Source organism: Robertmurraya sp. FSL W8-0741, from assembly GCF_038004005.1.
Taxonomy (GTDB): domain Bacteria; phylum Bacillota; class Bacilli; order Bacillales; family Cytobacillaceae; genus Robertmurraya; species Robertmurraya siralis.
The window spans coordinates 1,563,180-1,589,513 of record NZ_JBBOQG010000001.1; the positions used below are offsets into that span (position 1 = coordinate 1,563,180).

Genomic DNA, 26,334 nt, shown 5'->3' on the forward strand with positions numbered 1-26,334 from the left:
AACCCTTTTTATGGATTCTTGAAAATCATCATAAAAACTCCATGTTTATTTCATACTACATAGGGAATGAGTTCCGTATCAGCGTGGGGGTAAGCCCTCGTACTTATAGATGAGGAGGAAGTCAGATGTCAAGAAACGCGCGTTTGTTTACTTCTGAGTCAGTTACTGAAGGTCATCCAGATAAAATTTGTGACCAAATTTCTGACGCAATATTGGATGCGATCTTAGCAAAAGATGCTAATGCTCGTGTTGCTGCTGAAACTTCTGTCAATACAGGACTTGTTTTAGTGGCAGGAGAAATTACTACTTCTACATATGTAGATATTCCAAAGATTGTCCGTGAAACGATAAAAGAAATTGGATATAATCGTGCTAAATACGGATTTGATTCTGAAACTTGTGCAGTATTAACATCGATTGACGAACAATCTCCTGATATTGCTATGGGTGTTGATCAAGCTTTGGAAGCACGTGAAGGCAGTATGACGGATGAAGAAATTGAAGCAATTGGTGCAGGTGATCAGGGATTAATGTTTGGCTTTGCTTGTAATGAAACAAAGGAGCTTATGCCGCTTCCGATTTCACTTGCCCATAAACTATCTCGCCGTCTAACAGAAGTTCGGAAAGAAGAGATTCTTCCTTACCTTCGACCGGATGGAAAAACACAAGTGACCGTTGAATATGATAAAAACAACAAGCCGGTCCGCATTGATACCATTGTCATTTCCACACAGCACCATCCTGAAATTACCCTTGAACAAATTCAGCGCAATATTAAAGAGCATGTGATTAATCCAGTTGTTCCTAGTGAACTAATTGATGAGAATACAAAGTATTTTATCAATCCTACTGGACGATTTGTCATCGGGGGTCCTCAAGGGGATGCAGGCTTAACAGGTCGTAAAATTATTGTAGATACTTATGGTGGTTATGCTCGTCATGGCGGCGGTGCATTCTCTGGTAAAGATCCGACAAAAGTGGATCGCTCTGCAGCCTATGCTGCCCGTTACGTAGCGAAAAATATCGTTGCAGCGGGGCTAGCTGATAAGGTAGAAGTACAGCTAGCTTATGCGATTGGTGTCGCACAACCAGTGTCTATCGCTGTCGATACATTTGGAACAGGGAAAGTAGACGAAAATATTTTAGTAGAAGTGGTTCGCCATAACTTCGATTTACGTCCTGCAGGCATCATTAAGATGTTGGATTTACGCCGTCCGATTTACAAGCAAACAGCTGCTTACGGGCATTTTGGTCGTACAGACATCGATCTTCCGTGGGAGCGTACAGATAAAGCTGATGCTTTGCGTGAGCAGGCATTAAAGGGTTAAAAAGAGGGGACAGAATTCTCTTTAGTTCCTTTCAGACTGCAGACAAACTCGATAATCAAGTTTGTCTGTAGTTTTTTTAATCGCTCTGTCAAAGTTTAAAGCTGATATTACTCAATATAGTCAATTAACTTTGCAGGAACTTGTTCAAAAATATAAAGTTCAGGTTTATTAAAAGGTTTGTGCTTTAAATAGTCAGACAGAGTCATCATACTTTTCCAATACTGTTTCATTAACTCCTCCTTTGATGGTAATCCTTCAACAAGGAACCCGCTACCCCCATCATATCTATCTTCCAGATAAGCAAATAATTCACTTGATATATCGAAGTTAAAAACTAAGATCTTATCGCTAAACACTGGAAAACGATAATAGGGTTTTTCGTATGGTTCCAAATCTGCACCGAAGGCTACTTTAAAATCAATCCATTTTGGTAAATTCATTGGTCTGTAACGCTCCGTTAGTTCTGGAAAGAAATTAGCTCCCCTTGAATACCATCTTGTTGCTGTCTTATGCGTTAATCCTTCTTTTAAAACCTTTTCCGGACTTATATTTTCTCCGAACTCATTATGAATGAACATATGGTATAAATACAAACAGGCTCCTCCTTTCTTTAAACAAATCTACCCGATAGTTGAACAAGTAGTTCTGTTTACAGCGTGAATTTACATAAATCTAAGTATATCATTTTTTCCATATTTTGTATTGAGCTTTCATGATGATTCCTTTGAGAATGCTTTCCAAAATTATTTCAGTTTATTTGGCTTTAGGCTAGTGGTGTAGCTTATTTGTATAAGAATTAGTAGAATGCCGATGCCGATGATACTTATTAATTGAGAGTTTCCGCTAAAAATAGAATAGTACATGAGACCGGATGCTAAAATAACAAGACCCCAAATTAAAACTGAATATACTTTAAGCAAGCTTTTTAAGATGACATATTTTTCACCGTCGTCAAATTGGTCCATTATTTCTTGATTATAATGATTGGACTGAGGGTCAGGGAATTGAAAGTTTGGATTTGTGATCCTCATAAGCTTAGGATTCGGGAAAAAATTAAAAACAGAAATAATCATTAAAGTAAAGCTCCAAAAAGGCACACTTGGTGCTGTCTCTCGAAGTAGTAAAAAGCCAATGAGCAGACCGAGAAAGGAGAGAGAAAGTGCCATTTGAATAAAAGAAGTGATCGTATATGCTTTTCTCTCTAAAGCAACACAGTGGGAATCTTCTTTATCTTTTTCAACCTGTTGTTGACTGCCACGGATAATTTTATAGAATTGAAATCTAGCTATGATTAAAAAAAGAAGTATCGTTATATTTACTAGCATTAAAAGATTTGCATCAAGCGCTCTATCGTTAAAATGAGAAAATAAATCATTGAGTGCAAATAAAAAGATGATGATGTAAATAACTAAGATTTTCATGATAGTTCCTCCTCGCTAAAAATAAAAACATTTTCTATCGGTTCTTGAAATACTTTGGCGATCCTGATTGCAATCAATAATGATGGCATATATTCATTTCTTTCAATTAGACTTACTGTTTGTCGGGAGATCCTTGCTTTTTTTGCCAGTTCTGTTTGGTTTAGTCCATCTCTAGCCCGCAATTCTTTGAGTCGAGTTTTCATTGTATCACCTCGTATAAATAGTAAACCATCTTTGTCTTTTTGACAATTATAATAGTCAAAAAGACAAAGATAATTTTCTTTATATATGGCTTTGTTAAATAGAATTGTTGTTAAAATGATTTTGGGCCCATTTCATGTGAAACCAAAGTTTCACATGCCTTTCAGTATAACTGAAAGGTCAGAGAGAAAATGAGCCAAAAATCAACACCGACATATAACAAAGCCTTATATATAATAAAATTTGTTATATATTTGGATTCTTTTTTGTAAAAACCGGAATGAAGCAGTATCGTTTTTATCTACATGGTCATGAATTAAAAAAGAGGCGCATTGAATAAATGTCGCCTCTACAAAAATGAGTTTATTTGCTTTGTTGCAATTTTTTATAATATTGCCCTTTCTCAGCGTATTCTCTTGTTATTCTCTGCATATCTTTAATATCATCTAGTGTAAGTTCTCTGATTACTTTAGCAGGTCTTCCGAACGCTAGCGTATTAGGCGGGATTTTTTTTCCTTGTGGTACAAGGCTTCCTGCTCCAATAAAAGCACCCTCACCAATTTCCGCATTGTCTAAAATAATGGAACCCATTCCAATCAGTGAATTTTTGCGAAGAATGCAGCTATGTAAAATCACTTGATGCCCGACGGTAACTTCGTCTTCAAGAATTAATGGGTTATTCGGGCTTTGGTGAAGGACGCAGTTGTCCTGCACGTTTACTCTTTTGCCGATGATTGTAGGAGCTATATCTCCTCTAATAACTGTATTAAACCAGATGCTTGCTTCGTCACCAATTACCACATCTCCTGTGATCGTGACGTAGTCAGCAATAAAGGCGCTAGCTGAAATTTTGGGAGATTTGTGATGAAATGGATAAATCATGAGCATTCTCTCCTTAATAGATTTTACTCCCATTGTACCTAATTTTTGTGTAAAAAGTGTGAATTAATCAGAGGCGGTGGTAAAAACTCTGAGGTTTCGCCTTTTTTGTGTTAAAATGAACTATAATTTCGATTCTTTTTTACCATCAGGTTGAATAGAATGAACCGATTTGACTAAGGTTGTAGGTCTATAACCAATTTAAATAAATGGAAGAACTGTTTGATAAGGGCTTTGTAGGAGGAATATTCATGTGGAAATGGGAACCAGACGGGGAAGCAAAAGGAGTCATAGTCATCGTTCATGGTGCGCTGGAGCATCATCGCCGCTATGGATGGTTAATTGAAATGTGGCGTAAAGAAGGCTTTCAAGTCATCATGGGCGATTTGCCTGGACATGGTCTCACAACAAGGTCTAGAAGAGGGCATATTGATTCTTTTGAGGAGTATATAGCAGAGGTTAAGGACTGGGTGAGGACGGCTTATCAATTCGATTTACCTGTCTTTCTCCTGGGGCACAGTATGGGGGGATTAATAACGATCCGTTTGCTTCAAGAGGTGAAGCTAGACTTGGCGGGTGTTATTTTATCATCTCCTTGCCTCGGCTTAGTGAAGAAGCCCGGAAAGCTGTTAAACGGCTTAACCCATATTTTAAACGTTGTTGCCCCTGAGTTGCGGGTGGATCCTGGTATTACCGTCAAAATCGCGACCAGAAATAGGGAAGTTCAAGATGTTGACCGAAACGATACGTTATATATTGATAAGGTGTCGGTAAGATGGTTTCGCGAATTAGACAGTTCGATTAAGCTTGCTTTTGAAGAAATAGAAAAAACACATGATGTTCCTCTCCTTGTGATGCAGGGCGGCGATGATAAAATCGTCAATAAGCTCGCTGTTAAAGAATGGTTTAATTATGCACCATTGTCAGAGAAACGCTTTAAGGAATGGCCAAAGTGCTATCATGAAATTTTCAATGATCCTGAAAGGGATGAAGTATTTGAATATGCAAAGGATTTTGTATATAGTCAATTGAAAGCAATTGGTTACATTATTTAACGGAGGATTTTTATGATACCGTCAGAACCGCTTAGTTTAATGTCAAAAGTATATCGTCATATTTTACCAACAGCACATGTTGAGCTTGCTTATTGGAAGAAACGTGCAGAAGAAATTCCTGATCCGGAATTGAGGAAACAGGCATTGGCCAGCATTGAAGGGAAAACCTTCCACTGTGAAGGTGGTTCGATCTTAGCCATTATGGCTGGGGAGAGGTATAAAGAAGCGATTAAATTTATTGTTGCCTATCAAACGATTAGCGATTATTTAGATAATTTATGCGATCGAAGTACTTCATTGAATCCTGATGATTTTTCTGCTTTGCATGAATCCATGGAAGTGGCTTTAACAGTTGGGGCGGAGCAACGAAAGTATTATCGATTTCGAAAGGAATTTGATGATGGAGGGTATTTAGAGGAATTATCGCAAACATGTCAACATGTTTTGAATACAATCGCCGCTTATGGTGATATTAAACACTATTTACTCGAGCTTTGTGGCTATTACTGCGACTTGCAAATACATAAGCATGTTAAGGTTGAAGAACGGATTCCCCGATTGCAAAAATGGTTTAAGCGCCATAAGAATCAAATCCCTGAAATGGAATGGTACGAGTTTTCGGCATGCTCCGGTTCAACGCTTGGGATTTTTTCTTTAGTTTCTCATGGGATGAGCACTGATTTTAATAAAGAAGACGCTGAGAAAATTAAAAATGGCTATTTTCCATATATACAAGGTTTGCATATTTTACTGGATTATTTTATTGATCAAGAAGAAGATCGCCTTGGTGGCGATTTGAATTTTTGCTTTTATTATCAGAATGAAGAAAGTTTATTCGATCGCTTAAAGCATTTTGTCGAGGAAGCGGACAAGCATACTGATGGACTCCCGAATAAACAATTTCATCGTCTCATTAATAGAGGCTTACTTGGAATTTATTTGTCCGATGAAAAAGTTCGCCGGCAGAAATCGGTGAGATTATTGGCGAGAGAGATGATTAAAAGCAGTGGATTAGTGAGTTTTTTCTTTTATGTGAATGGACGCCTTTACCGCAAAGTGCAAAAATGGATTCCTTCATTAAAAGTGAAGACCGACTCATAAATTTGAGTCGGTCTTTGTATTTTATCATATTCACGCTTTTCTTATCTTTTTTCAATCGCGATGATAAATGGCGGGGCATTTTCTTGATTAATAAATTGGTACTGGAGAACATGGGCCTTTTTTTGTTCAAGCTGTTCTACGTATGAAAGAAGTTCTTCTTTTTCTACTACACCTTCTGGATGACCATGGTAAATGACAAGCACAATGATCCCTTCTTGGGCAAGGATTTCCAGCAATTGCTCAATTGCTGCTATGGTCGTATTGGGCTGTGTCGCTATTGCCTTATTTCCACCAGGTAAGTAGCCTAAATTAAAAATAGCTCCCTTTATTTGCCCATGTATGCCTGCTTGAATAGACTCTGCTATTTTTTCGTGCCCCTTGTGAAATAACGTCACTTGATGGCTAAGCCCTTGCTCCTGTAAGCGCGTCATCGTGTTGGCAATCGCCGCTTCCTGTATATCAAAGCCAAAAACATGTCCATTTTCTCCAACAAGATTTGCTAAAAATACGGTATCATGCCCATTTCCAACGGTCGCATCGATCGCGATATCTCCCGGACCCACTGCATTTGTTAATAATGTTCTTGCAAAAGGCAATATCCCTTGAAGCTTCATGATGTTGCCTCCCAATACTTCCCTTGCCAGCTGTTGCGGCGTTTTAGCTCGGCATCGATTGAATTAAGAACCTCCCATTTATTGACACTCCACATCGGACCAACCATTAAATCGATGGGGCCATCTCCCGTGATGCGATGAACAATCATTTCAGGAGGTAAAATTTCCAGCTGATCACATACGAGCTTTACGTAATCTTCTTGAGAAAGGAATTCAAGCATGCCCTTTTCATATTGCTTAACCATAGGTGTCCCTTTTAATAAATGGAGCAGGTGGATTTTTATCCCTTGTACATCGAGCTTGGCTACTTCCTGTGCTGTCTCCATCATCATGTCGTATGATTCCAACGGTAGGCCATTGATGATATGGGAGCATACACGAATGCCATGCTTACGAAGTTTTTCAACTCCTTTTACATAACATTCATAATCATGGGCACGATTAATTAATAAGGCTGTTCTTTCATGTACAGTTTGCAGGCCAAGTTCAACCCAAAGATACGTCCTTTCATGGAGCTCTGCCAAATATTCAACAACATCGTCGGGCAAACAGTCTGGACGGGTCGCAATTGACAGACCAACAACCCCTTCTTGTGCAAGGACACGTTCGTATTTCTCTCTTAATTCTGCTACCGGAGCGTGAGTGTTTGTATAGGCTTGGAAGTAAGCCATATATTTGCCATCCTTCCATTTTTCATGCATTTTTTCTTTAATTTCATTGAATTGAACTTCAAGATCATCAGCCCGATTTCCAGCAAAATCTCCTGAGCCTGCTGCACTGCAGAAGGTGCACCCTCCATGGGCAACGGTGCCATCTCGATTCGGGCAATCAAATCCTCCATCTAATGCTACCTTAAATACTTTATGGCCAAATTGCTTTCGCAAATGGTAATTCCAAGTATGATAACGCTTATCATCTAATGCATATGGAAAAGGCATTGTCTGATTCAAATCAGTACCCTCCTTTATTTCGAAAAAAATATAAATTTTTAATTTGGAATCTTTATCGCCACAGAACAAATCCATTGAAGAGCGAATTTGCAACGTGAGTGCTTAAGGTTTTTTAATGAAACATAAGAAAGATTTTAACATGAAATAAGGAATTTTCATAATGGAGTTTATTTCTATAGTAAAAAAACGGGTAAGGAAAAGATGGGGTGAACAAACTAAAAAAGAAGCTTTTATGCTTCGTTAAATGAAATGAGTGGGAGGTTTTATAGGATGGCTACTCGTCAATCAATCGAAGACCTTCTTCAGCAGTGCGAGGATGCGATACGCAACGCTCATGAGCAATATCAGGATCATACAAGACAGGAACATTATAATGAAACAGAATTTACAGAGGCGATGCAACAAATTGAAACGGCGTATAATGACTTAGCGAAAATGGCTCTCAGTGCAAATGGACAACAGCGCGAACAGCTACATCGAATGAGACTGCAATTACAGCAAGTGCAAAATAACTTAATCTTACATGAGCATTAAGGAGAGATTCAAAAGTGAAGAAACGCTCAAAACAAAACAATCCTGAGCAAAAAACACGAAATGGCATTAACAATCAAGATTTAGAGCTTGGACGAGATGTTGATGAGGTAAAAAAAGCCAAAAAGACGTATGAAAAATCAGGAGGACAGCCGATTAAATCAAAATTCCATCAAGAGTAATCTGCTTGTTTCTCAATAAAAAAGAACGAGGGTGGGACAAAACCCATCTCTAAAATGAAAAAGCCAGTGAAATTTTACGACACGTAAAATTTCACTGGCTTTGATTCATTTTTGTATAAAAATAAGGACCTCTTCTGATAAAATTAAGTCACCACAACCAAATCATACAGAAAGAAGGATCCTTATGTTTAAAAATTATAACATGAATCAATTAATTTTGCCTTTAGATTTAGAAGTAAAGTTACAAAAAAATGATATTGCCTTCCATATACATCACTTAGTGGAAAGTATTCCACCTGAAGCCCTTGAACCATTTTTTCGAAATGAGGGGTGCCCTGCTTATCATCCACGCATGATGTTAAAAATTATCTTATGTGCTTATTCGCAGTCTGTCTTTTCTGGTCGTAAAATCGAAGCCCTTTTAAAAGATAGTATCCGTATGATGTGGCTAGCTCAAGGATATGAACCAAGCTACCGAACAATTAACCGATTCCGTGTTCAACCTCAAGTGAAAGATCTCATTCGCCAAAGTTTCGTCCAATTCCGTTGTCAACTTGTACAAGAAGAACTAATCGATCAAGAAGCGATTTTCATTGATGGGACCAAAATCGAAGCGAATGCGAATAAATTTACATTCGTGTGGAAAAAGTCGATTGAAAAATATCACAAAAGCTTAATTGAAAAATCAAATCAACTGTACAATGAGTTACTTGAAAAAGAGATCTTACCTGAAATTGAACGAGAAAGTGATGAGCAATTATCACTTGAAGAACTCGATCAAATGATTGAAAAAGTAGATGAAGTCATTACGGAATATGACCAAAAAATAGAAGCATCATCGAGCGTAGAAGAAAGAAAAGCATTAAGAAGTGAACGAAAATATCCAAAGCAAGTGCGTAAGCAGTTAACTGATTATCTTGTACGGAAACAGAACTATCAACGGGACTTTGAAATCTTGGGTACACGTAATAGTTATTCGAAAACAGACCTTGATGCAACATTCATGCGAATGAAAGATGATTATATGAAGAATGGTCAATTGAAAGCAGGTTATAATGTACAAATCGCAACGGAAGGTCAATACACACTTGCGTATAGTATATTTTCAAATCCGACAGATACACGTACGTTAATTCCATTTCTAGATGAAATCGAGAAAGGTTATTTCGAATTACCGAAGCATATTGTGGCAGATGCAGGTTATGGCAGCGAACAAAACTTTAATGATATCCTTTCAAACAGAAACCGAGAAGCACTAATAACGTATAACATGTATGTGAAGGAACAAAAGAAAAAACATAAACAAAACAAGTTTAATCCAGACAACTGGCAGTATGATGAAGAAAGCGATACATACACATGCCCAAATCACAAACGCCTTTTATTTAAATATCGCTCTGAACGTACGGATAAAACAGGCTTTAAACGGGAATTTAAAGTCTATGAATGTGAAGAATGTTCGGGCTGTCCATTCCGTTCATCATGTACCAAGGCAAAAGAAGGCAACCATCGAAAACTAATGGTGAACGAAAAATGGGAACAGCAAAAAGAATATGTGAGAGCGAAGCTTTCAGAAGAGAAAACAGGTGCCATCTATCGAAAACGCAAAATCGATGTGGAACCAGTTTTTGGATTCTTGAAGGCTAATTTGCGTTTCACTCGATTTTCTGTACGAGGAAAATCGAAGGTAGAAAACGAAATGGGTCTCGCGTTAATGGCCGTGAATTTAAGAAAATTCACGGCCATTAACTAAGGTAATAGAAAAATGAACACACAAAAATAGAGAAAGGTGAATTTGAGTACCCTCAAATTCACCTTTCTCATTATTTGAAGCTAGTTATGTCCCAGCTCCGTTCCTTTTTTATAGTCTAGGGAAAATTCATTTTTATATGAAAAAACTGAATAAATTAAATCATTGCACTGAAAGCAAAAAAGGAATAATATAATATTTTGGAACTCGAAATTTTGCGCTATATAGACGCTGTTTACAAATATAAAGGGAACAAGGAAAGGAGCGATTGGCATGCCACGAAGTCTTTGGCTTTTAGTTATTGGGATGGCGGTAAATGTTACAGGTTCTTCTTTTTTATGGCCTTTAAATGCGATTTATATTCATGAGCATCTTGGCAAGACCTTGTCCATCTCAGGAATAGTTTTGATGTTAAATGCAGGGGCCACTGTAATTGGGAACTTGTTTGGCGGTTTTCTTTTTGACAAAATTGGCGGATATAAGTCTATTCTTTTAGGGATTACCATTACCGTTGTTTCATTTACAGGCTTGTCTTTTTGGCATAGCTTTTTGCCCTATGTCACCTTTCTCACGATAGCTGGTTTTGGTTCAGGAATCATTTTTCCATCCATGTATGCAATGGCTGGCGCTGTTTGGAAAGAAGGGGGCAGAAGAGCCTTTAATGCCATATATGTCGCGCAAAATCTCGGAGTGGCGATCGGTGCCTCATTGGGTGGAATTGTTGCTTCTTATTCATTCCAATTTATTTTCATTGCAAACACATTGATGTATGTTATCTTTTTAGCTATTGCTTTAATGGGGTATCGTACGATTCAAACGACAACAAATTTGCAATCAGTGGCACGATTAGAACCAAAACCTGATAAAGATTATACAAAATTATATGCACTGCTGATTTTATGTATCGGCTATCTTCTCTGTTGGGTAGGCTATGTACAGTGGCAGGCGACAATCTCCACTTATACACAGCAATTAAATATATCATTAAAGCAATACAGTTTTTTGTGGACAATTAACGGTGCGTTAATTGTGTTAGGGCAGCCATTTTTAAATAGAGCACTGAGAATAAAAGCAATTGAAAAAAATGTTAAGACGCAAATTGTTATCGGAATGTTGATCTTTATTATTTCTTTTTTAATTGCAGCAAAGGCGGAGGCATTTTTTGGCTTTTTAACCGCGATGATTATTTTAACCGTGGGAGAAATGCTAGTTTGGCCAGCAGTGCCAACGATTGCTGATAAGCTTGCTCCGAAAGGAAGAGAAGGCTTTTATCAAGGGATTGTCAACAGTACAGCAACTGGCGGAAGAATGATTGGACCCATTCTCGGAGGTTTATTGGTTGATTTATATGGGATGTCGATGCTTTTTACCGTTTTGATTTTCTTATTTGTGATCGCCATCTTCACAACGATTTTCTATGATCGGAAATTGGCAATGAAAGCTGAGCAAAAGGTTGTTTCGGAAGTTAGTCATTAAATCACCATGTATAAATTTTGAAAAAAGATGGTAAAATCGAATATGAGATGGTACATTTTAAGAAGATGAACGTATACTAGTTATTACTTTTTCGCCATTTTAACAACTTGCAACTCGTTCGGAAATTTTATACAATGTTTGTATCTATAAAGCTTTGTTGTATGTCGATTCGCTCATGGAATCAGAAAACCTTTCAGTTATCGTAAAAAGACGTGTCGAATCAAGTTTTCACATGAAATGGGCCCAAAATCGCTTTTATCAGTAATTTTTTTTAACAAAGCCATTTATAAAAATAATGACTGGGATAAGGAATAGTAATGATGTTCACCCGTATTTAGAGAGTTGACGGCAGGTGAAAGTCAACCGGGATCATCACGAACTCGCCTTTGAGTCGCAAGCGTGAAAATAAGTAGCGTTTGCCGTTAACCGCGTTACGGATGGTTGAGCGAGTGACTTTGTCACTAATGTGGGTGGTACCGCGGGAGAGTTAATGATAATCCTCTCGTCCCTTTTCGGGATGAGGGGTTTTTTATTATGTTCTCGCAACTGCTATTTGTTTTGATAGAGCCTTCTAACCCTTTCGTATGTATGCTGCTAGCTAATGAATTATCATTGAAAAGAGTGCCCCAAAATATCGCAATAATCAACTACATATTCACACAATATTTTTATTAGGAGGAAAGAAAGATGAGCTATAATCATCAGGAAATTGAAAAAAAGTGGCAAAGCTACTGGGAAAAAAATAAAACATATAAAACGAGTGAGAATAAAGGGAAAAGAAAATTTTATGCTCTTGATATGTTCCCATACCCATCAGGTGCAGGACTTCATGTAGGGCATCCTGAAGGCTATACAGCAACAGACATCCTTTCAAGAATGAAACGTGCGCAAGGCTATAACGTTCTTCATCCAATGGGATGGGATGCTTTTGGTCTTCCTGCTGAGCAATACGCGTTGGATACAGGAAATGATCCAGCAGAGTTCACAAAGCATAATGTCGAAACATTTAAACGCCAAATCAAGGCACTAGGGTTTTCCTATGATTGGGATAGAGAAATTAACACGACAGATCCGAGCTACTATAAGTGGACGCAATGGATCTTTTTAAAGCTATATGAAAAAGGCTTGGCATATATTGATGAGGTAGCAGTTAACTGGTGTCCTGCACTTGGAACGGTACTTGCAAATGAAGAGGTTATCGATGGCAAAAGTGAGCGTGGAGGGCATCCGGTTGAGCGCCGTCCGATGAAGCAATGGATGTTAAAAATTACAGCTTATGCTGATCGTCTTCTTGAAGATTTAGAGGAATTGGATTGGCCGGAGAGCCTTAAAGAAATGCAGCGGAACTGGATTGGACGCTCAGAAGGTGCGGAAGTGACATTTGCCATTGATGGGCATGATGAAACGTTTACTGTCTTTACGACACGCCCGGATACGCTGTTTGGCGCAAGCTATGCGGTATTGGCTCCTGAACACGCCCTTGTAGAAAAAATCACGACCTTTGAACAAAAAGAGGCAGTAACCGCTTATTTAGAGCAGGTAAAAACAAAAAGCGACCTAGAACGTACCGATTTAGCAAAAGAGAAAACAGGTGTATTTACTGGTGCATATGCGATTAATCCAGTCAATAATGAAAAAATGCCTATTTGGATTGCTGACTATGTACTTGTCAGCTATGGTACCGGCGCAATAATGGCTGTTCCTGCACATGATGAAAGAGACTTTGAATTTGCGCAAAAATTTGCCTTGCCAATCCGCGAGGTTGTTGCTGGCGGGGATGTTTCGAAAGAAGCATATACAGGTGATGGTGAGCATGTGAATTCTGGATTCTTGAACGGGATGGGCAAAGAAGAAGCCATTGCAAAAATGATTGCTTGGCTTGAAGAGAAAGGGATCGGAACAAAAAAAGTTACTTATCGTCTTCGCGATTGGTTGTTTAGCCGCCAACGCTACTGGGGTGAACCTATCCCAATTATTCATTGGGAAGATGGGACGATGACAGCAGTACCTGAGGAAGAACTTCCATTAATTCTTCCTGTTACAAAGGAGATTAAACCTTCTGGAACGGGAGAATCTCCGTTAGCGAACATTGAAGATTGGGTCAATGTTGTCGATCCAGTAACAGGGAAGAAAGGCCGTAGAGAAACGAATACAATGCCGCAATGGGCAGGGAGCTGCTGGTATTTCTTGCGTTACATCGATCCAAATAATGATAAGGCATTAGCGGATAAAGAAAAATTAGCAGAATGGCTGCCAGTGGATATTTATATTGGAGGGGCAGAGCACGCGGTACTTCATTTGCTTTATGCCCGCTTCTGGCACAAATTCCTTTATGATATCGGCGTTGTTACGACAAAAGAGCCATTCCAAAAGCTATTCAATCAAGGGATGATTCTTGGAGAAGGCAATGAAAAAATGAGTAAATCAAAAGGAAATGTTGTAAATCCAGATGATATTATTGCTAGTCATGGTGCAGATACACTGCGTATGTATGAGATGTTCATGGGACCACTTGATGCATCGATCGCCTGGTCAACAAATGGTTTAGATGGCTCTCGCCGCTTCTTAGATCGAATTTGGCGTCTGTTCGTTGAAGAGGACGGTACGTTAAGTCCGAAGGTGAAGGATCGTGAAGATATTCAATTAGAAAAGGTATATCACCAAACGGTCAAAAAAGTAACAGAGGATTTTGAAGGCTTGCGTTTTAATACGGCGATTTCTCAGCTTATGGTATTCATTAATGAAGCATATAAAGTGGAAGTATTGCCAATTCGCTATGTGGAAGGTTTTGTGAAGATGTTAGCACCTATAGCTCCGCATATAGCAGAAGAGCTGTGGGAAAAGCTAGGACACGATGGAACGATTACGTATGAGGCATGGCCGGCATATGATGAAGCGAAGCTTGTAGATGATGAGGTTGAGATTGTCGTGCAAATTAACGGCAAGGTCAAGGCGAAGCTAATGGTACCGGCTGATGCAAATAGAGAGGTGCTTGAAGAAATTGCTATGAGAGATGTAAAGGTAAAGGAACAAATTGACGGCAAAACTGTACGGAAAGTCATTGCTGTTCCAGGTAAGCTAGTGAACATTGTTGCTAACTAAATAAAAGGATTGAATGAATTTTTGATATGCTCCCCATTAAGTGGCCAGATTAATATGTAATCTGCTATTTAATGGGGAGTTTTTTATATAAAAAATTAAGTGTGATTGGGCCGGAACAAACCCAAAGCCTAACAAACTTCAGATCCCAGTTAAACTCGGTATTTGGATTTTTACAACGAACGATAAGTCAACCGGAGTTGCCAGCACCGTAGGCTTCTTATATTGAAAAAACGGACCCTTTTATGTTTGTGCAGCGATGAGCACTAAGGAATATTTCTGGAATAGCACGCAGGAACTATCTGCTTTCTGATTGTTCCGAAGGCGTCCTGCGCTTGTGTTTTGCAAATTTTAGCTTATGGAAAAGGAACAATTATGACAAATGTCATCACATATTGATGACACAATCCACTAATCTCAACATTTGTTCCGACGTTATACTGAATATAGAAACGATGGAGGTGGATGAGGTGGAAGAAGTGGTTTCAATCGAAAAAGCAACAAAGAAATTTAAAGATAAAACAGCTGTCGATGAACTCTCCTGCTCGATTCAGAGAGGTGAGGTAGTCGCTATTTTAGGTCCCAATGGTGCTGGGAAATCGACGACCATCCTGATGATGTTAGGATTATTAGAGCCAACAGAGGGGAAAGTTGAAATTTTTCGAATGGACCCAAAGGAAAAGGCCGTGCGTGAAAAGATTGGGGCCATGCTTCAGGAAGTAAGCGTAATTGATACCTTAACAGTGAAAGAAATAATTCAATTATTTAGGAGCTACTATGCAACACCGATGGATTTTGAGGAGCTTGTGGCATTAACAGGCCTGAAGAAAGAAGAGATGAAAAAAAGGGCTGATAAGCTTTCAGGTGGGCAAAAAAGAAGGCTGGGGTTTGCACTAGCACTCGCCGGTGATCCGGATCTATTATTTTTTGATGAGCCAACAGTTGGAATGGATATTACAGCCCGAAAACGATTTTGGGATACTGTTAAAGCATTAAAAGAAAAGGGAAAAACGATTATCTTCACGACTCATTATTTGCAGGAGGCAGATGATGTTGCAGAGAGAATTCTCCTTTTCCATAAGGGCAAGGTTGTCGCAGATGGAACTCCACATGCGATAAAAAACAGGCTTACAAAACAGTCTGTTTCCTTTATTGAAAATAGTGAAGTGCCGTTGGATGAAATTAGAAGCTTAGCGATCGTCTCTGATGTTTATGTAAAGAATAATCGCGTCATTGTTGTAACCGAGCAAACGGATGACGTACTTGCTTACTTATTTGAAAAAAGGCTTGGAGTCAAAGGGATTGAGATTGAAAAGGGAAGACTGGATGAAGCGTTTGAGCAACTAACGAAAAATAAGGAGGCCATATAAATGAAAGGGTTATTGATGCAGTGTAGAATGGAAATAATCAAGATTTTGCGAAACCCCTATTATGTTTTTTGGTCTCTGCTTATGCCAATTGTCTTTTATGTGATTTTTACAAGAATTTTTAATAATGCTTTCGACAATGATCAGGAATGGCAAGCCCATTATTTGATGTCTATGACGACCTTTAGTGTAATGGGTTCTGCTATTATGACGCTCGGGATTCGACTTGTCGAGGAGAGAACGCAAGGCTGGTCACTGTTCATGAGAATTACACCGATATCAACTAGCGCTTACTTTTTCGCAAAAATGGTTGGCCAAACGGTCATTCATATTCTCTCGATCATCGTTATTTTTACGGCAGGAGGCTTTATAAATCGTGTTACTTTATCACCTCTAGAATGGTTGCTCAGTGGGCTATGGATTTTGCTCGCATCTGCTCCTTTTTTAGCTCTCGGCGTACTATTTGGGACTATGAAACGGGTCGACACGGTTTCAGGTGTCAGCAATCTCGTTTATCTATTATTAGCTCTATCCGGAGGGATGTGGATGCCATTGGAAATTATGCCAACGATCGTTCAAAAAATTGCCCAGTGGCTCCCTTCCTATAATTTCGGAAATGGAGCATGGCAAATTGTCCGTGGAAATGGGCCAGACGTTTCGAATGTTCTTGTTTTAATCGGATATCTCATCATTTTCATGGTATTATCAAGCTATATCAGGAGAAAACAAGAAGCGGCGGTGTAAGATTTTATGAGTGAGAAAAAAAGATTTGCGCTCTTTCCTAGACAGTATGGTCTGTTCCCATATATTTTTTTAGTGTATTTATTAATGCCAGGCTATTATGTGAGTCAGGAGAGCAGCTTTAAACAAATATTTGGATACTTATTGCTATTTCTTTTTCTTTTCACGTACCGACAGCTTTATGTGTCAAGTGAAGCCAAAAACATGTTTAGTTTTTGGCTCTTCATGCAAATTGGGATTATTTTGATTCTTTCTCTTTTTTATAATGTAAATAATGTATTTCTTGGCTTTTTTTCTGCTCATTTTATTGGCTGGTATCAACAGAAAAAAATATTTTTTTATATGTTGATGTTTCTTGCAGGTGCGATTATTTTGCCATTGCTCATTCATATGGCAGCGCATGACTTTGAGAGGAGCATTTTTTATTTTACCCCTTTTATTATTATTATGCTTGTGGCGCCATTTGGAATACGCTCCATGGTCAGCAGGATGGAGCTTGAAAGAAAATTGGATGAAGCAAACGAACAAATTAAAGAACTTGTAAAGCGAGAGGAAAGAATGAGAATTGCCCGTGATCTTCATGATACCCTCGGTCATACATTATCGTTGTTGGCGCTAAAAAGCCAGCTTGTAGGTAAGCTGGCAGTTAAGGACCCGGAAAGAGCGCATAAAGAGGCGCAGGAGATGGAAAGAACGGCTAGATCTGCATTATCTCAGGTCCGCGAACTTGTATCAGATATGAGAACCATTACGGTGGCGGAAGAAATTATAGAAGTCCAAGCATTGCTCCAAACAGCAGGAATTGCCTTACATTTAAATGGTGATTCGGATGTAAGCGATATCCCATACTTGACTCAAAATATTTTAAGCTTGTGCTTAAAAGAAGCAGTTACTAATGTGGTTAAACATAGTGAAGCAAAAAATTGTTATGTTTCCATCTGCTCTCTTGAAGGAGAGGTCGTGATCGCAATCGAAGATGATGGTGTGGGGATTTCGGATCCTACTAGGTTGGGGAATGGCTTAAAAGGAATGGAAGAACGGTTAGAGCTTATTGATGGAGCCCTGCAATTAACATCTAAACAAGGAACAAGACTGGAAATAACAGTCCCGATTATTATCAAGGAAAGGGAGGCTGAAGATGTATCATGATTCGCATTATTATAGCTGAAGATCAGCGGATGTTAAGAGGTGCATTAGGTTCTCTTTTAAATATGGAAGATGATATCGAAGTGATAGAAGAAGTGGGAAATGGGGAGGAAGCTTATAACACTGTTATCAATCTGGAACCAGATGTCTGTCTTCTCGATATAGAAATGCCGATTAAATCCGGATTAGAGGTGGCTGAGGATTTGATGAGAATAGGTTCTCCTAGTAAAATCATTATCCTCACGACCTTTGCCCGGCCAGGCTATTTTAAAAGAGCCGTAAATGCAGGAGTTCATGGCTATGTATTAAAGGATGGCTCCAGTGATGAATTGGCGGAAGCGATTCGAAATGTGATGAAGGGAAAAAGAGAATATGCGCCAGAGTTGGTATTCGGAAGCTTACAGGGAGATAATCCACTAACAGAAAGAGAAAAAGAAGTATTAAGATTAGTGGCAGAGGGAAAGACGGCAAAGGAAATATCGCAGGAGCTGTACTTGTCTTCTGGCACCGTAAGAAACTATATTTCTGAAGCAATTAATAAGTTAAACGTTAAAAATAGAATTGAGGCCATTGCTGTGGCTAAAGAAAAAGGGTGGATGTAAAAATCCGATAAAGGAAGAAAAATTGAAAAACTCCTCCTGAAACTTTACAGGAAAATTGAAAGGGAGTGTTATTCGACTTGGTATTTATTGACCGGTTCGAAGAGCTTTAGGCATTGCTTCCGGCCAATCAGTCTCCGGCAGGAGCGGCTGCTCAGAGGATGCTCACCGCCTTCCCTCAGAAAAGCAAGTGCCTGCGCAAAATTTAGAACTACCATTTTCGGTTAGTTCTCATTTGCTTTCATTAGCTCTTGGATTTTTTGTGTAGCTTCTGAAGAAAGCGTATAAAGAGATTCAGTGTTATCTATTTCAGAAATTGCACTTGTTTCTTCCTTATTTCCTACCCATAGATGATATTTATCCTCTCGATTGTCCTTATAAATAGCAGATACGATATAATCTGGAGCAGTCATATTAATGATTCCCTCCATTTTCTTGTTACTGTTCAAAAATGCTTGGAGTTTATATACGTCTGGCTTGTTCACGGTGACTTCGTGGCTTTTATCTGAAAAAGAAGTTAAAATAATTTTATCAATTTCTTTATTTTCATTTTGAGTAGATGAACTTGCACAACCATTTAATACCGGAAATATTAAAAGCATAGCGAAAAGGATTTCCCATTTCCTCATTTGTGAAAAACCTCCTGTAAAACGATTTAATATATACAACGAGTTTAAAACTTATAAAATTACAGTGATAAATAGTTTATCCACTTAAAAGTAAAGGAAATAAAGATAAACTTATTTATAAACAGATAATAAGGAATGTAGTTCCGTTGTTTCATATCCAAATATGCTGGTGGTTGGGAGAGTAATTATAGCTACGAAAGATTTTAAATCTGAAAAGTAATATTTTGAAGCAAAGCTTAAATAATATATGCTGGTCTCTTTTCGAAAAAAATCTCCTGCTTTATTGAAACAGTGAATGAACATCACTTATAACAAGCGTAAAAAACCTATAGCATGACAACTGGAGCCTTTTTCATTTATAGTATTATAATAAAATGTTTTTACTGTTTAAATAGTGATAAATGTGAGGTGTTGTGTGATGGAAGCGATTAAGACCATAACAACGGAAGAATTAGAGCAGAAAATTGAAAATGGTGAAGAATTACTTCTTATTGATGTGAGAGAAGATGAGGAAGTCGCACAAGGGATGATTCAAGGAGCGAAACATATTCCAATGGGACAGATCCCCAATCATTTAGATGAGCTTGATAAGGACAAGGAATATATTTTTATTTGCCGTTCGGGTAGAAGAAGTGAAAATGTGTGTTATTATTTACAGGATCAAGGCTATAAAGTGCGGAATATGGTCGGCGGAATGCTGGAATGGAACGGTGAAGTAATCGTCTAATCGTTATAAAATCCTTCCAATTTGTCAATAATGGATAAAAAAGATTGGGAGAGAAGAACGGTGATCCAGGTTAAGTTATTTGATCAGGAGCATGAAAAAGATTTAGAAAGAGAAATGAATCGTTTTTTGGAACGATTGGATGAAAAAAAGCTACTTGATATTAAATACAATATTGCTGCATTTCCAGAGGATGAAGAAGAGCAGGAACAGGTTTATTGTTTTTCTGCAATGATTGTTTACCGTAAATAAAAAGTGAAGCCCTTAACAAGGAGGCTTCACTTTTTATTTTCTTGAACGAAGAGCGCTGCATTCATTCCTGCCAGTCTCCCTGTTACGAGAGCAGAGGTAATGTTATAGCCACCAGTGTAGCCATGGATATCGAGAATTTCCCCACAGAAGTAGAGTCCATTCTTTTTCTTTGAGGCCATTGTCTGCGGCTCGATTTCTTTTACGGAAACACCTCCGCCAGTAACGAAGGCTTTTTCTAAAGAAAGCGTCCCGTTTACTTTAAATTGAAATTGTTTGCAGCTATGTGTGAATGCACGGAGCTTATCAGAAGAAAGATTGGCTCCTTGGATGGCTGGATCAATTTCATTATAGGCGAGAAGGAAAAGTAAATAACGTTCAGGGAGCAATCCTTTTAAAATATTTTTCACACTTTTTTTCGGTTCCGTTTTGATTAATTTATGTAATTCTTGAAAAAGAGGCTCTTCTTTTTTATCAGGAAGTGCATCTAAGCTCATCGTTACCTCGGGGAGATTCCACTTTTTCATTGCTTTCACTACAAACTGGCTGCATCTAAGAACAGCAGGACCGCTGATGCCAAAGTGGGTAAAGATCATATCCATCTGATGTGTAATGATCGCTTTGCCTTTAGGATTAAGTACGCTTAACGAAACGTCTCGTAAAGATAACCCTTGTAGCTCCTTTTGTTTAATAAACGGCTCTGTTGAAGTTAATGGGACTTCAGTCGGGTAAAGCTCGGTGATTGTATGGCCGACCTTTTCAGCCCATGCATAGCCATCACCCGTTGAACCGGTGTGAGGAACTGATTTACCGCCAACCGCAATAATGACTGCTGCAGTGGTGTAGCTCTGTCCATTTTCCGAATGAACAGTAATGGGACCTTCCTCATTAAAGTCAATATCAGAGACAGGCGAGTTGGTTTTTATTTGTACATGCAAATGTTCCAACCTGCTTAAAAGAGCATTCACAACGGATTGTGCCTTATTTGAGGCAGGGAACATTCTCCCGTGATCTTCCTCTTTTAATTCAATGCCAAGTTTTTCGAAAAAGTTGATAATATCTTCATTATTAAAAATTGAAAATGCGCTGTACAAAAAGCGCCCATTCCCCGGGATATGCTTAATGATTTCATCAATCGGAAGACGATTCGTCACATTGCATCTTCCGCCGCCTGAAATCGCTAATTTTCTCCCAAGCCTGTCCCCTTTGTCGATTAATAAAACATTTGCTCCTTGTTCACCAGCAGCTATGGCTGCCATCAGACCAGATGGACCACCACCGATGACAATTACATCATTTTGCATCCATTCATTCTCCTTAACGGCTCCATGTAATTGGAGGATATTTATTCTAAAAACGGGGCTTTTACTTTTGAAAAGTATCTAATCAGTATATTATAGAACATGAACGATTGTCATGAAAAGGATACATATAAAGGTAGAAGTTATTTTTAAAGAAGTGTAAACTGTTAAATTGGAAGATTTTTTTGCTCGCTGATTTTTGATTAGGATGGGATGTTATGTCTTCAAAGCTGTTAAGAGGGACATTTGTGTTAACCTCTGGTACGTTTATTTCGAAATTTCTTGGCTTGTTTTATGTCATTCCTTTTTTTGCCTTAGTAGGGAATGAAGGAACGGTTCTTTACAATTATGCCTATGTTCCCTATACGATTTTCATCAGTATTGCGACGGCAGGGATTCCTGCATCTGTTTCTAAATTTATTTCAAAATATAATGCCATAGAAGAATATGCCGTAGGAAGGAAATTATTTAAGACAGGTCTCGTGTTAATGGCGATTACAGGAATTATTTCCTTTCTGATTTTATATATGGCTGCCCCTACTTTAGCAGCTATGGTTATTACCGATCCAGATTTTATCGATCATATGGCAGATGTCACAACTGTTATTCGAGCAGTTAGTTTTGCTTTAATCATTATTCCATTTATGTCTATTATAAGAGGTTTTTTCCAAGGCCATCAATCAATGGAACCGACAGCGGTTTCTCAAGTAGTCGAACAAATTGTCCGGATTGCCTTCGTATTAGCCGGTGCCTTTATTGTTTTGGAGGTAATGAAAGGGAGCTTAGTAACGGCAGTTAGCTTTTCTGTTTTTGCGGCTTTTATCGGTGGTCTTGGAGGACTTGCGGTTCTATTTTGGTATTGGGTTAAGAAAAAGCCGATGTTTGATGAACTGCTGCTTCGTGATCGAAAAACGATAGATATTTCTGTTAAAGACATTTACAAGGAAATCCTTCTTTATTCCATTCCCTTTGTATTAGTCGGAATTGCCAATCCATTGTTTCAGTTTATTGATCAGCTAACTTTTAATCCAACGATGGTCTCGATGGGTTATGCTTTCAATGATGCTGAGCATGCTTTTTCAATTCTTAATTTCCAGGCGCAAAAGCTTGTCATTATTCCAGTTTCACTGGCAACAGCTTTTTCGTTAACATTAGTCCCAGCAGTCACTAAATCCTATACAGAGCAAGATCAGCTCGGATTAAATCGTCAATTGAATCAAACGTTTCAAGTGCTTACCTATTTAACATTACCAGCCGCTCTTGGTTTATCCCTATTAGCAGAGCCTTTTTATACGGTGTTTTATGAGCCAGATGCTCTGGGAGCAGAAGTATTAGAAGCGTATGCGCCAATAGGGATGCTCTTTGCCCTTTATGCCGTGACAGCAGCTATTTTACAAGGAATTGATGCGCAGAAATTTAATATTCTTAGTTTATTGGTGGGCATTTTAATTAAGCTCAGCTTGAATATCCCGTTGATAAAATTGATGGAAACAAAGGGCGCGATTCTAGCAACGGCACTTGGTTATAGTGTGGCAATTTTAATCAATTTATTTGTGATTAAAGCATTCTCTAAATATCGCTTTCGTCTTGTTTTTAGAAGAGGGATCTTAATCGTGATCTTTACGGCGATTATGTATTTCGTTACAAAGCTTGTGTATTATTTACTGACGATGTTCCTTTCACCAGACGTCAAGCTTGAAGCGCTTATCATTGTCGCGATTTGTGCAATAGCAGGTGCGGGAGTGTATTTCTATTTAGGTTTAAAATCGAAACTTGTTAATTTTCTTTTTGGTGCTAGGGTTGACAGCATTAAAGAAAAACTGAGGCTAAAAATTTAACGATATGGAAATTGCGGATTCCCGTATACGTGAAATAGAGGCACAGCTGTTCAAATTATACATCACCCTTGTTGATGCAAGGGTGTTTGTGTTAGAACAGAGTAGCAGCAAGAAAAGCAAAATACAGGTTACCATTTGCTGCGTCTTGTTTATTATCCATAAATTTAGTCGTTGTAGCTGCTTAGTCTGTTTTCGATGCGATTTGCCCAGTGAGTAATGTGGAAATGAGGATAGGAAAATGAGAATTGATAAAATGCTTGCAAATCTTGGCTATGGCAGCCGTAAAGATGTAAAAAAACTGCTGAAAGACGGAGTCGTTAAGGTAAATGATAAATTGGTTAAAGACGCAAAGGAACATGTTAATCCTGAAGAGGATGTTGTGACTCTTTTTGGTGAGGTAGTGGAGTATAAAGAATTTATCTATTTAATGATGAATAAGCCGCCTGGCGTTGTTTCTGCAACGGAGGATCATTACGAAAAAACCGTTGTTGACCTGTTAGAAATGGAAGATGCTATTTTCTCTCCATTTCCAGTTGGAAGATTGGATAAGGATACAGAAGGGCTTTTACTTTTAACGAATGACGGACAGCTTTCCCATCGTTTATTATCCCCTAAGAAGCATGTGCCAAAGACCTACTTTGCGGTTATCGATCAGGAAGTATCAGAAGAGGATGTGACCGCTTTTAAAAAGGGTGTTATGTTAGATGATGGTTATGTTACGAAGCCAGGGGAGCTGACAATTTTAAAAACAGGACTACGTTCGGACATTGAATTAACGATTACTGAAGGTAAATTTCATCAAGTAAAAAGAATGTTTGAGGCAGTAGGGAAAAAAGTGCTCTATTTGAAACGAATATCGATGGGGCCGTTGGAACTCGATGAAACGCTTGAACTCGGAGAGTATAGAGAGTTAACGGAACAGGAAATAAAGAGTTTGCTTGAATATGAAGTAAAGTGAAATATCTGCATAAAGAAGTCGCCCCAATTGAGGCGACTTCTAATTTCTTAAAGTTAATTTTTCAGTTACGAGGTCATTTTTACTTTTTTTTGTGTTGTTGTCCACTTACCGCGACTTGGGCTTTCAACTAAGTCGTTATAAGCTAGAACATTTAAATCTCGTTGGATCGTCCGAGGAGTTGTACCAAATTCTTCTACAAGCTCTTGAGTTGTTACAGTTCCTTGTTGATTAATAAACATGTAGACGGATTTGATTCGGTTTATCATCCGGTTAGTCGAAGGTTTCAAAAAACCACTCCCTATCCTTTTTTCAAACCTGTGGCATAATCCTACAACTGACAGCTTCTATGAGAATCTTCTCATACATATGTACGCTTCTTTTCCCAAGACAACCCCTTTATCGATTTCTTTCAAATATATTTTCATATTAAACCTTATAACATAATTCTAAACTTATTTTTTAATAATTTCTACTTTAATGAATTAATTTGTTGATATTCTTCTCCCCTTTCTTGTCTTACTCAGTAATACATATGGGAAAAGACAAGCTATTTATGTACGAAATTTGAAAATTCTTATAACTTATCATACAGTTCTTTTTAGTTATGTAGATAAGAGCGGACGCTGACTCTAGATTGACTGACCGTGTTTGACACTTCATAATCGAGTTTTTACAGAATGACTAGTAGTATTGCTAGCTTTTAACATCCTGTAGTTGACTTCAACAATTGCTTGATTTGAATTTGGCAATGACTCTCGGAATGAGGCAAAACAATAAGTATTGAGCATCTATATGGAGGGAACGGGATGCTCATTCTTTGGTCGAGGAAACTAAAATTTCCCTCTATTCGATTTTTTCTCAATCGGTTATAATTCATAACAGACTATCAAGAAAGGAAGATTTTGTTTTTGGATACAACAATTGAAAATCAACTGGTTCATCGAAAGGAAAACATTTATTTTGGGCTTGTTCTCATTTTTAGTATTTTGATTTACATTCTTTTGACTTTTTCTATCTTTGGAGTGTTTGTCATCGCATTTATTTTACTTCTTTCTCTTGTTCTCAATGGTCTTTATGTTGGTGGAATTCGTCGCAATGGGGTAAAGCTAAGTGAAGAACAATTTCCTGAGATTTATGAAAAAGCCGTGATGGTAGCTAAAGATATGGGTTTATCGAAAATACCCGATCTTTATGTCGTCGAATCTGAAGGAATGTTAAACGCTTTTGCAACGCGTTTTTTTCAAAAAGATATGGTTGTTCTTTATTCAGGTATCTTTGATCTGATTGAAAAAGAAGGAGAAAAGGAAGTCCTGTTTGTTTTAGCGCATGAGTTTGCCCATTTAAAAAGAAAGCATGTGTTAATAAGCTTGTTGATTTTGCCGGCAATGTGGGTACCTTTCCTTGGCAATGCATACTTGCGGGCATGTGAGTATACATGTGATCGTTATGCAACCTACTATATTCAATCATTAGAAGCATCTACAAATGCATTGCTGATGCTTGCAATTGGAAAAGAGCTTTACGCGAAAGTAAATCATGAAATTTATATGAGGCAGCTTCAAACAGAATCAGGATTTTTTGTTTGGTTGAATGAAAAACTCTCGACACATCCTCATTTACCTAAGAGAATTTATGAATTATCAGCCTGCTATGAGCCTGAAGCGACAGAACCATTAAAAGAACCGAAGGGACGCGTTTGGATAGGGCTGATCATTGCAATATTTTCTATTACCATTGTGATTTCAGGCATTACTTATACTATTATTGCCCTTGGAAAAACAGATTTCTTTTCGGAGGTTATTTCAGAAATCGATGATACAACTCCTTTAATAAATGCTGCGATTGAAAATGATGTGGCAAAAATAGAATCTCTTCTTGATGAAGGAATGGATATCAATGAAATGGATTTCGAAGGGTCTACCGCTCTTCATTGGGCCGTGTATTATTCTTCTTACGAAGCAGCAAAGGCTCTTCTAAAGGCTGGAGCAGATCCAAATACGGTTGATGAATACGAGACAACGCCATTATTTTCAGCAGTGCTTGCGGAAGACATTGAGATGGTCAAACTTCTATTGGAATATGGAGTTGATGTTGACTACAAGGATTCTACAGGCTCAACAGCATATGATTATGCTGTCGATTACGAGTATAATGAACTTGCTACATTGCTAAGTGAAAATTAAAAATGAGAGAAT

26 protein-coding genes and 1 other annotated feature are annotated in these 26,334 nt (G+C 38.2%); of the genes, 17 read left to right on the top strand and 9 right to left on the bottom strand.

Annotated features, from left to right (window positions below; all coding sequences use genetic code 11):
- Nucleotides 1-125 precede the first annotated feature (125 nt).
- Nucleotides 126-1,328 (top strand): methionine adenosyltransferase, encoded by a 1,203-nt coding sequence (gene metK, locus NST02_RS07590; protein WP_095312683.1) that lies wholly within the window; start codon nucleotides 126-128, stop codon nucleotides 1,326-1,328.
- A 107-nt stretch (nucleotides 1,329-1,435) separates the two neighbouring features.
- Here the strand turns inward: metK and NST02_RS07595 are convergent, their stop codons facing one another.
- The 4 genes from NST02_RS07595 to NST02_RS07610 form a co-directional block, all read right to left on the bottom strand.
- Nucleotides 1,436-1,921 (bottom strand): hypothetical protein, encoded by a 486-nt coding sequence (locus tag NST02_RS07595; protein WP_095312684.1) that lies wholly within the window; start codon nucleotides 1,919-1,921, stop codon nucleotides 1,436-1,438.
- A gap of 150 nt (nucleotides 1,922-2,071) precedes the next feature.
- The gene (locus tag NST02_RS07600; RefSeq protein ID WP_095312685.1) at nucleotides 2,072-2,749 is read right to left on the bottom strand and encodes a DUF3169 family protein; all 678 of its coding nucleotides are present in this window, start codon (nucleotides 2,747-2,749) and stop codon (nucleotides 2,072-2,074) included.
- Entirely contained in the window at nucleotides 2,746-2,952 is a 207-nt protein-coding gene (locus tag NST02_RS07605; protein WP_137744759.1) for a helix-turn-helix transcriptional regulator, read from the bottom strand. The genes NST02_RS07600 and NST02_RS07605 overlap by 4 nt, the downstream gene beginning before the upstream one ends.
- Before the next feature lie 361 nt (nucleotides 2,953-3,313).
- Nucleotides 3,314-3,832 carry a gamma carbonic anhydrase gene (locus NST02_RS07610; protein WP_095312687.1) on the bottom strand — a complete coding sequence of 173 codons (519 nt, stop codon included), beginning with the start codon at nucleotides 3,830-3,832 and terminating at the stop codon, nucleotides 3,314-3,316.
- Nucleotides 3,833-4,080: 248 nt separating this feature from the next.
- Here NST02_RS07610 and NST02_RS07615 point away from each other — a divergent pair, with 248 nt between their 5' ends.
- Both NST02_RS07615 and NST02_RS07620 read left to right on the top strand, forming a co-directional pair.
- The gene (locus NST02_RS07615) at nucleotides 4,081-4,884 is read left to right on the top strand and encodes an alpha/beta hydrolase (RefSeq protein ID WP_095312688.1); all 804 of its coding nucleotides are present in this window, start codon (nucleotides 4,081-4,083) and stop codon (nucleotides 4,882-4,884) included.
- Nucleotides 4,885-4,896: 12 nt separating this feature from the next.
- Nucleotides 4,897-5,985 (top strand): tetraprenyl-beta-curcumene synthase family protein, encoded by a 1,089-nt coding sequence (locus NST02_RS07620; RefSeq protein ID WP_095312689.1) that lies wholly within the window; start codon nucleotides 4,897-4,899, stop codon nucleotides 5,983-5,985.
- A gap of 41 nt (nucleotides 5,986-6,026) precedes the next feature.
- On the opposite strand, the gene NST02_RS07625 is transcribed toward NST02_RS07620, so the two are convergent.
- Together NST02_RS07625 and NST02_RS07630 are read right to left on the bottom strand one after the other, a co-directional pair.
- Nucleotides 6,027-6,599, bottom strand: a complete 573-nt coding sequence (locus tag NST02_RS07625) for a class I SAM-dependent methyltransferase (protein WP_095312690.1) — start codon at nucleotides 6,597-6,599, stop codon at nucleotides 6,027-6,029.
- Nucleotides 6,596-7,549, bottom strand: a complete 954-nt coding sequence (locus NST02_RS07630; RefSeq protein WP_095312691.1) for a TIGR01212 family radical SAM protein — start codon at nucleotides 7,547-7,549, stop codon at nucleotides 6,596-6,598. Before NST02_RS07630 ends, NST02_RS07625 begins: the two co-directional genes overlap by 4 nt.
- Before the next feature lie 270 nt (nucleotides 7,550-7,819).
- Here NST02_RS07630 and NST02_RS07635 point away from each other — a divergent pair, with 270 nt between their 5' ends.
- The 9 genes from NST02_RS07635 (at nucleotide 7,820) to NST02_RS07675 (ending at nucleotide 18,443) form a co-directional block, all read left to right on the top strand.
- On the top strand, nucleotides 7,820-8,083 hold the full coding sequence (locus NST02_RS07635) for a YtzC family protein (RefSeq protein ID WP_095312692.1): 264 nt from the start codon (nucleotides 7,820-7,822) through the stop codon (nucleotides 8,081-8,083).
- Nucleotides 8,084-8,097: 14 nt separating this feature from the next.
- Nucleotides 8,098-8,262: a glycogen biosynthesis protein GlgD gene (locus NST02_RS07640; RefSeq protein ID WP_095312693.1), complete on the top strand. Its 165-nt coding sequence runs from the start codon at nucleotides 8,098-8,100 to the stop codon at nucleotides 8,260-8,262.
- Between the two features lie 184 nt (nucleotides 8,263-8,446).
- A complete protein-coding gene (locus NST02_RS07645; RefSeq protein ID WP_137744929.1) occupies nucleotides 8,447-10,015 on the top strand; it encodes an IS1182 family transposase in 1,569 nt (522 codons plus the stop codon).
- 270 nt (nucleotides 10,016-10,285) lie between these two features.
- Entirely contained in the window at nucleotides 10,286-11,488 is a 1,203-nt protein-coding gene (locus NST02_RS07650) for an MDR family MFS transporter (RefSeq protein ID WP_137744287.1), read from the top strand.
- 292 nt (nucleotides 11,489-11,780) lie between these two features.
- Nucleotides 11,781-12,001: a binding site (T-box leader), on the top strand.
- Nucleotides 12,002-12,175: 174 nt separating this feature from the next.
- Nucleotides 12,176-14,590 (top strand): leucine--tRNA ligase, encoded by a 2,415-nt coding sequence (gene leuS / locus NST02_RS07655; RefSeq protein WP_137744288.1) that lies wholly within the window; start codon nucleotides 12,176-12,178, stop codon nucleotides 14,588-14,590.
- 467 nt (nucleotides 14,591-15,057) lie between these two features.
- On the top strand, nucleotides 15,058-15,957 hold the full coding sequence (locus tag NST02_RS07660) for an ABC transporter ATP-binding protein (protein ID WP_212933089.1): 900 nt from the start codon (nucleotides 15,058-15,060) through the stop codon (nucleotides 15,955-15,957).
- Nucleotides 15,958-16,698, top strand: a complete 741-nt coding sequence (locus NST02_RS07665) for an ABC transporter permease (protein ID WP_095312701.1) — start codon at nucleotides 15,958-15,960, stop codon at nucleotides 16,696-16,698.
- Between the two features lie 6 nt (nucleotides 16,699-16,704).
- Nucleotides 16,705-17,844: a sensor histidine kinase gene (locus NST02_RS07670; protein WP_095312702.1), complete on the top strand. Its 1,140-nt coding sequence runs from the start codon at nucleotides 16,705-16,707 to the stop codon at nucleotides 17,842-17,844.
- The gene (locus NST02_RS07675) at nucleotides 17,841-18,443 is read left to right on the top strand and encodes a response regulator transcription factor (protein ID WP_095312704.1); all 603 of its coding nucleotides are present in this window, start codon (nucleotides 17,841-17,843) and stop codon (nucleotides 18,441-18,443) included. Before NST02_RS07670 ends, NST02_RS07675 begins: the two co-directional genes overlap by 4 nt.
- A gap of 221 nt (nucleotides 18,444-18,664) precedes the next feature.
- Here the strand turns inward: NST02_RS07675 and NST02_RS07680 are convergent, their stop codons facing one another.
- Nucleotides 18,665-19,069: a hypothetical protein gene (locus NST02_RS07680; protein ID WP_095312706.1), complete on the bottom strand. Its 405-nt coding sequence runs from the start codon at nucleotides 19,067-19,069 to the stop codon at nucleotides 18,665-18,667.
- A 418-nt stretch (nucleotides 19,070-19,487) separates the two neighbouring features.
- Between NST02_RS07680 and NST02_RS07685 the strand changes: the two genes are divergently transcribed.
- Together NST02_RS07685 and NST02_RS07690 are read left to right on the top strand one after the other, a co-directional pair.
- Complete coding sequence (locus NST02_RS07685) at nucleotides 19,488-19,796, top strand: rhodanese-like domain-containing protein (protein WP_095312708.1); 309 nt, start codon at nucleotides 19,488-19,490, stop codon at nucleotides 19,794-19,796.
- Nucleotides 19,797-19,856: 60 nt separating this feature from the next.
- Nucleotides 19,857-20,045, top strand: coding sequence for a sporulation protein Cse60 (locus tag NST02_RS07690; protein ID WP_095312709.1), 189 nt, complete (start codon nucleotides 19,857-19,859; stop codon nucleotides 20,043-20,045).
- Nucleotides 20,046-20,071: 26 nt separating this feature from the next.
- Here the strand turns inward: NST02_RS07690 and NST02_RS07695 are convergent, their stop codons facing one another.
- Nucleotides 20,072-21,346, bottom strand: a complete 1,275-nt coding sequence (locus tag NST02_RS07695; RefSeq protein WP_095312710.1) for a BaiN/RdsA family NAD(P)/FAD-dependent oxidoreductase — start codon at nucleotides 21,344-21,346, stop codon at nucleotides 20,072-20,074.
- Between the two features lie 215 nt (nucleotides 21,347-21,561).
- Between NST02_RS07695 and NST02_RS07700 the strand changes: the two genes are divergently transcribed.
- Both NST02_RS07700 and NST02_RS07705 read left to right on the top strand, forming a co-directional pair.
- Nucleotides 21,562-23,181, top strand: a complete 1,620-nt coding sequence (locus tag NST02_RS07700; RefSeq protein ID WP_095312712.1) for a putative polysaccharide biosynthesis protein — start codon at nucleotides 21,562-21,564, stop codon at nucleotides 23,179-23,181.
- 238 nt (nucleotides 23,182-23,419) lie between these two features.
- Nucleotides 23,420-24,139, top strand: coding sequence for a pseudouridine synthase (locus NST02_RS07705; protein ID WP_137744291.1), 720 nt, complete (start codon nucleotides 23,420-23,422; stop codon nucleotides 24,137-24,139).
- Nucleotides 24,140-24,204: 65 nt separating this feature from the next.
- Here the strand turns inward: NST02_RS07705 and NST02_RS07710 are convergent, their stop codons facing one another.
- Complete coding sequence (locus NST02_RS07710) at nucleotides 24,205-24,426, bottom strand: DeoR family transcriptional regulator (protein WP_095312716.1); 222 nt, start codon at nucleotides 24,424-24,426, stop codon at nucleotides 24,205-24,207.
- A 621-nt stretch (nucleotides 24,427-25,047) separates the two neighbouring features.
- Here NST02_RS07710 and NST02_RS07715 point away from each other — a divergent pair.
- The gene (locus tag NST02_RS07715) at nucleotides 25,048-26,322 is read left to right on the top strand and encodes a M48 family metallopeptidase (RefSeq protein ID WP_095312718.1); all 1,275 of its coding nucleotides are present in this window, start codon (nucleotides 25,048-25,050) and stop codon (nucleotides 26,320-26,322) included.
- Nucleotides 26,323-26,334 lie beyond the last annotated feature (12 nt).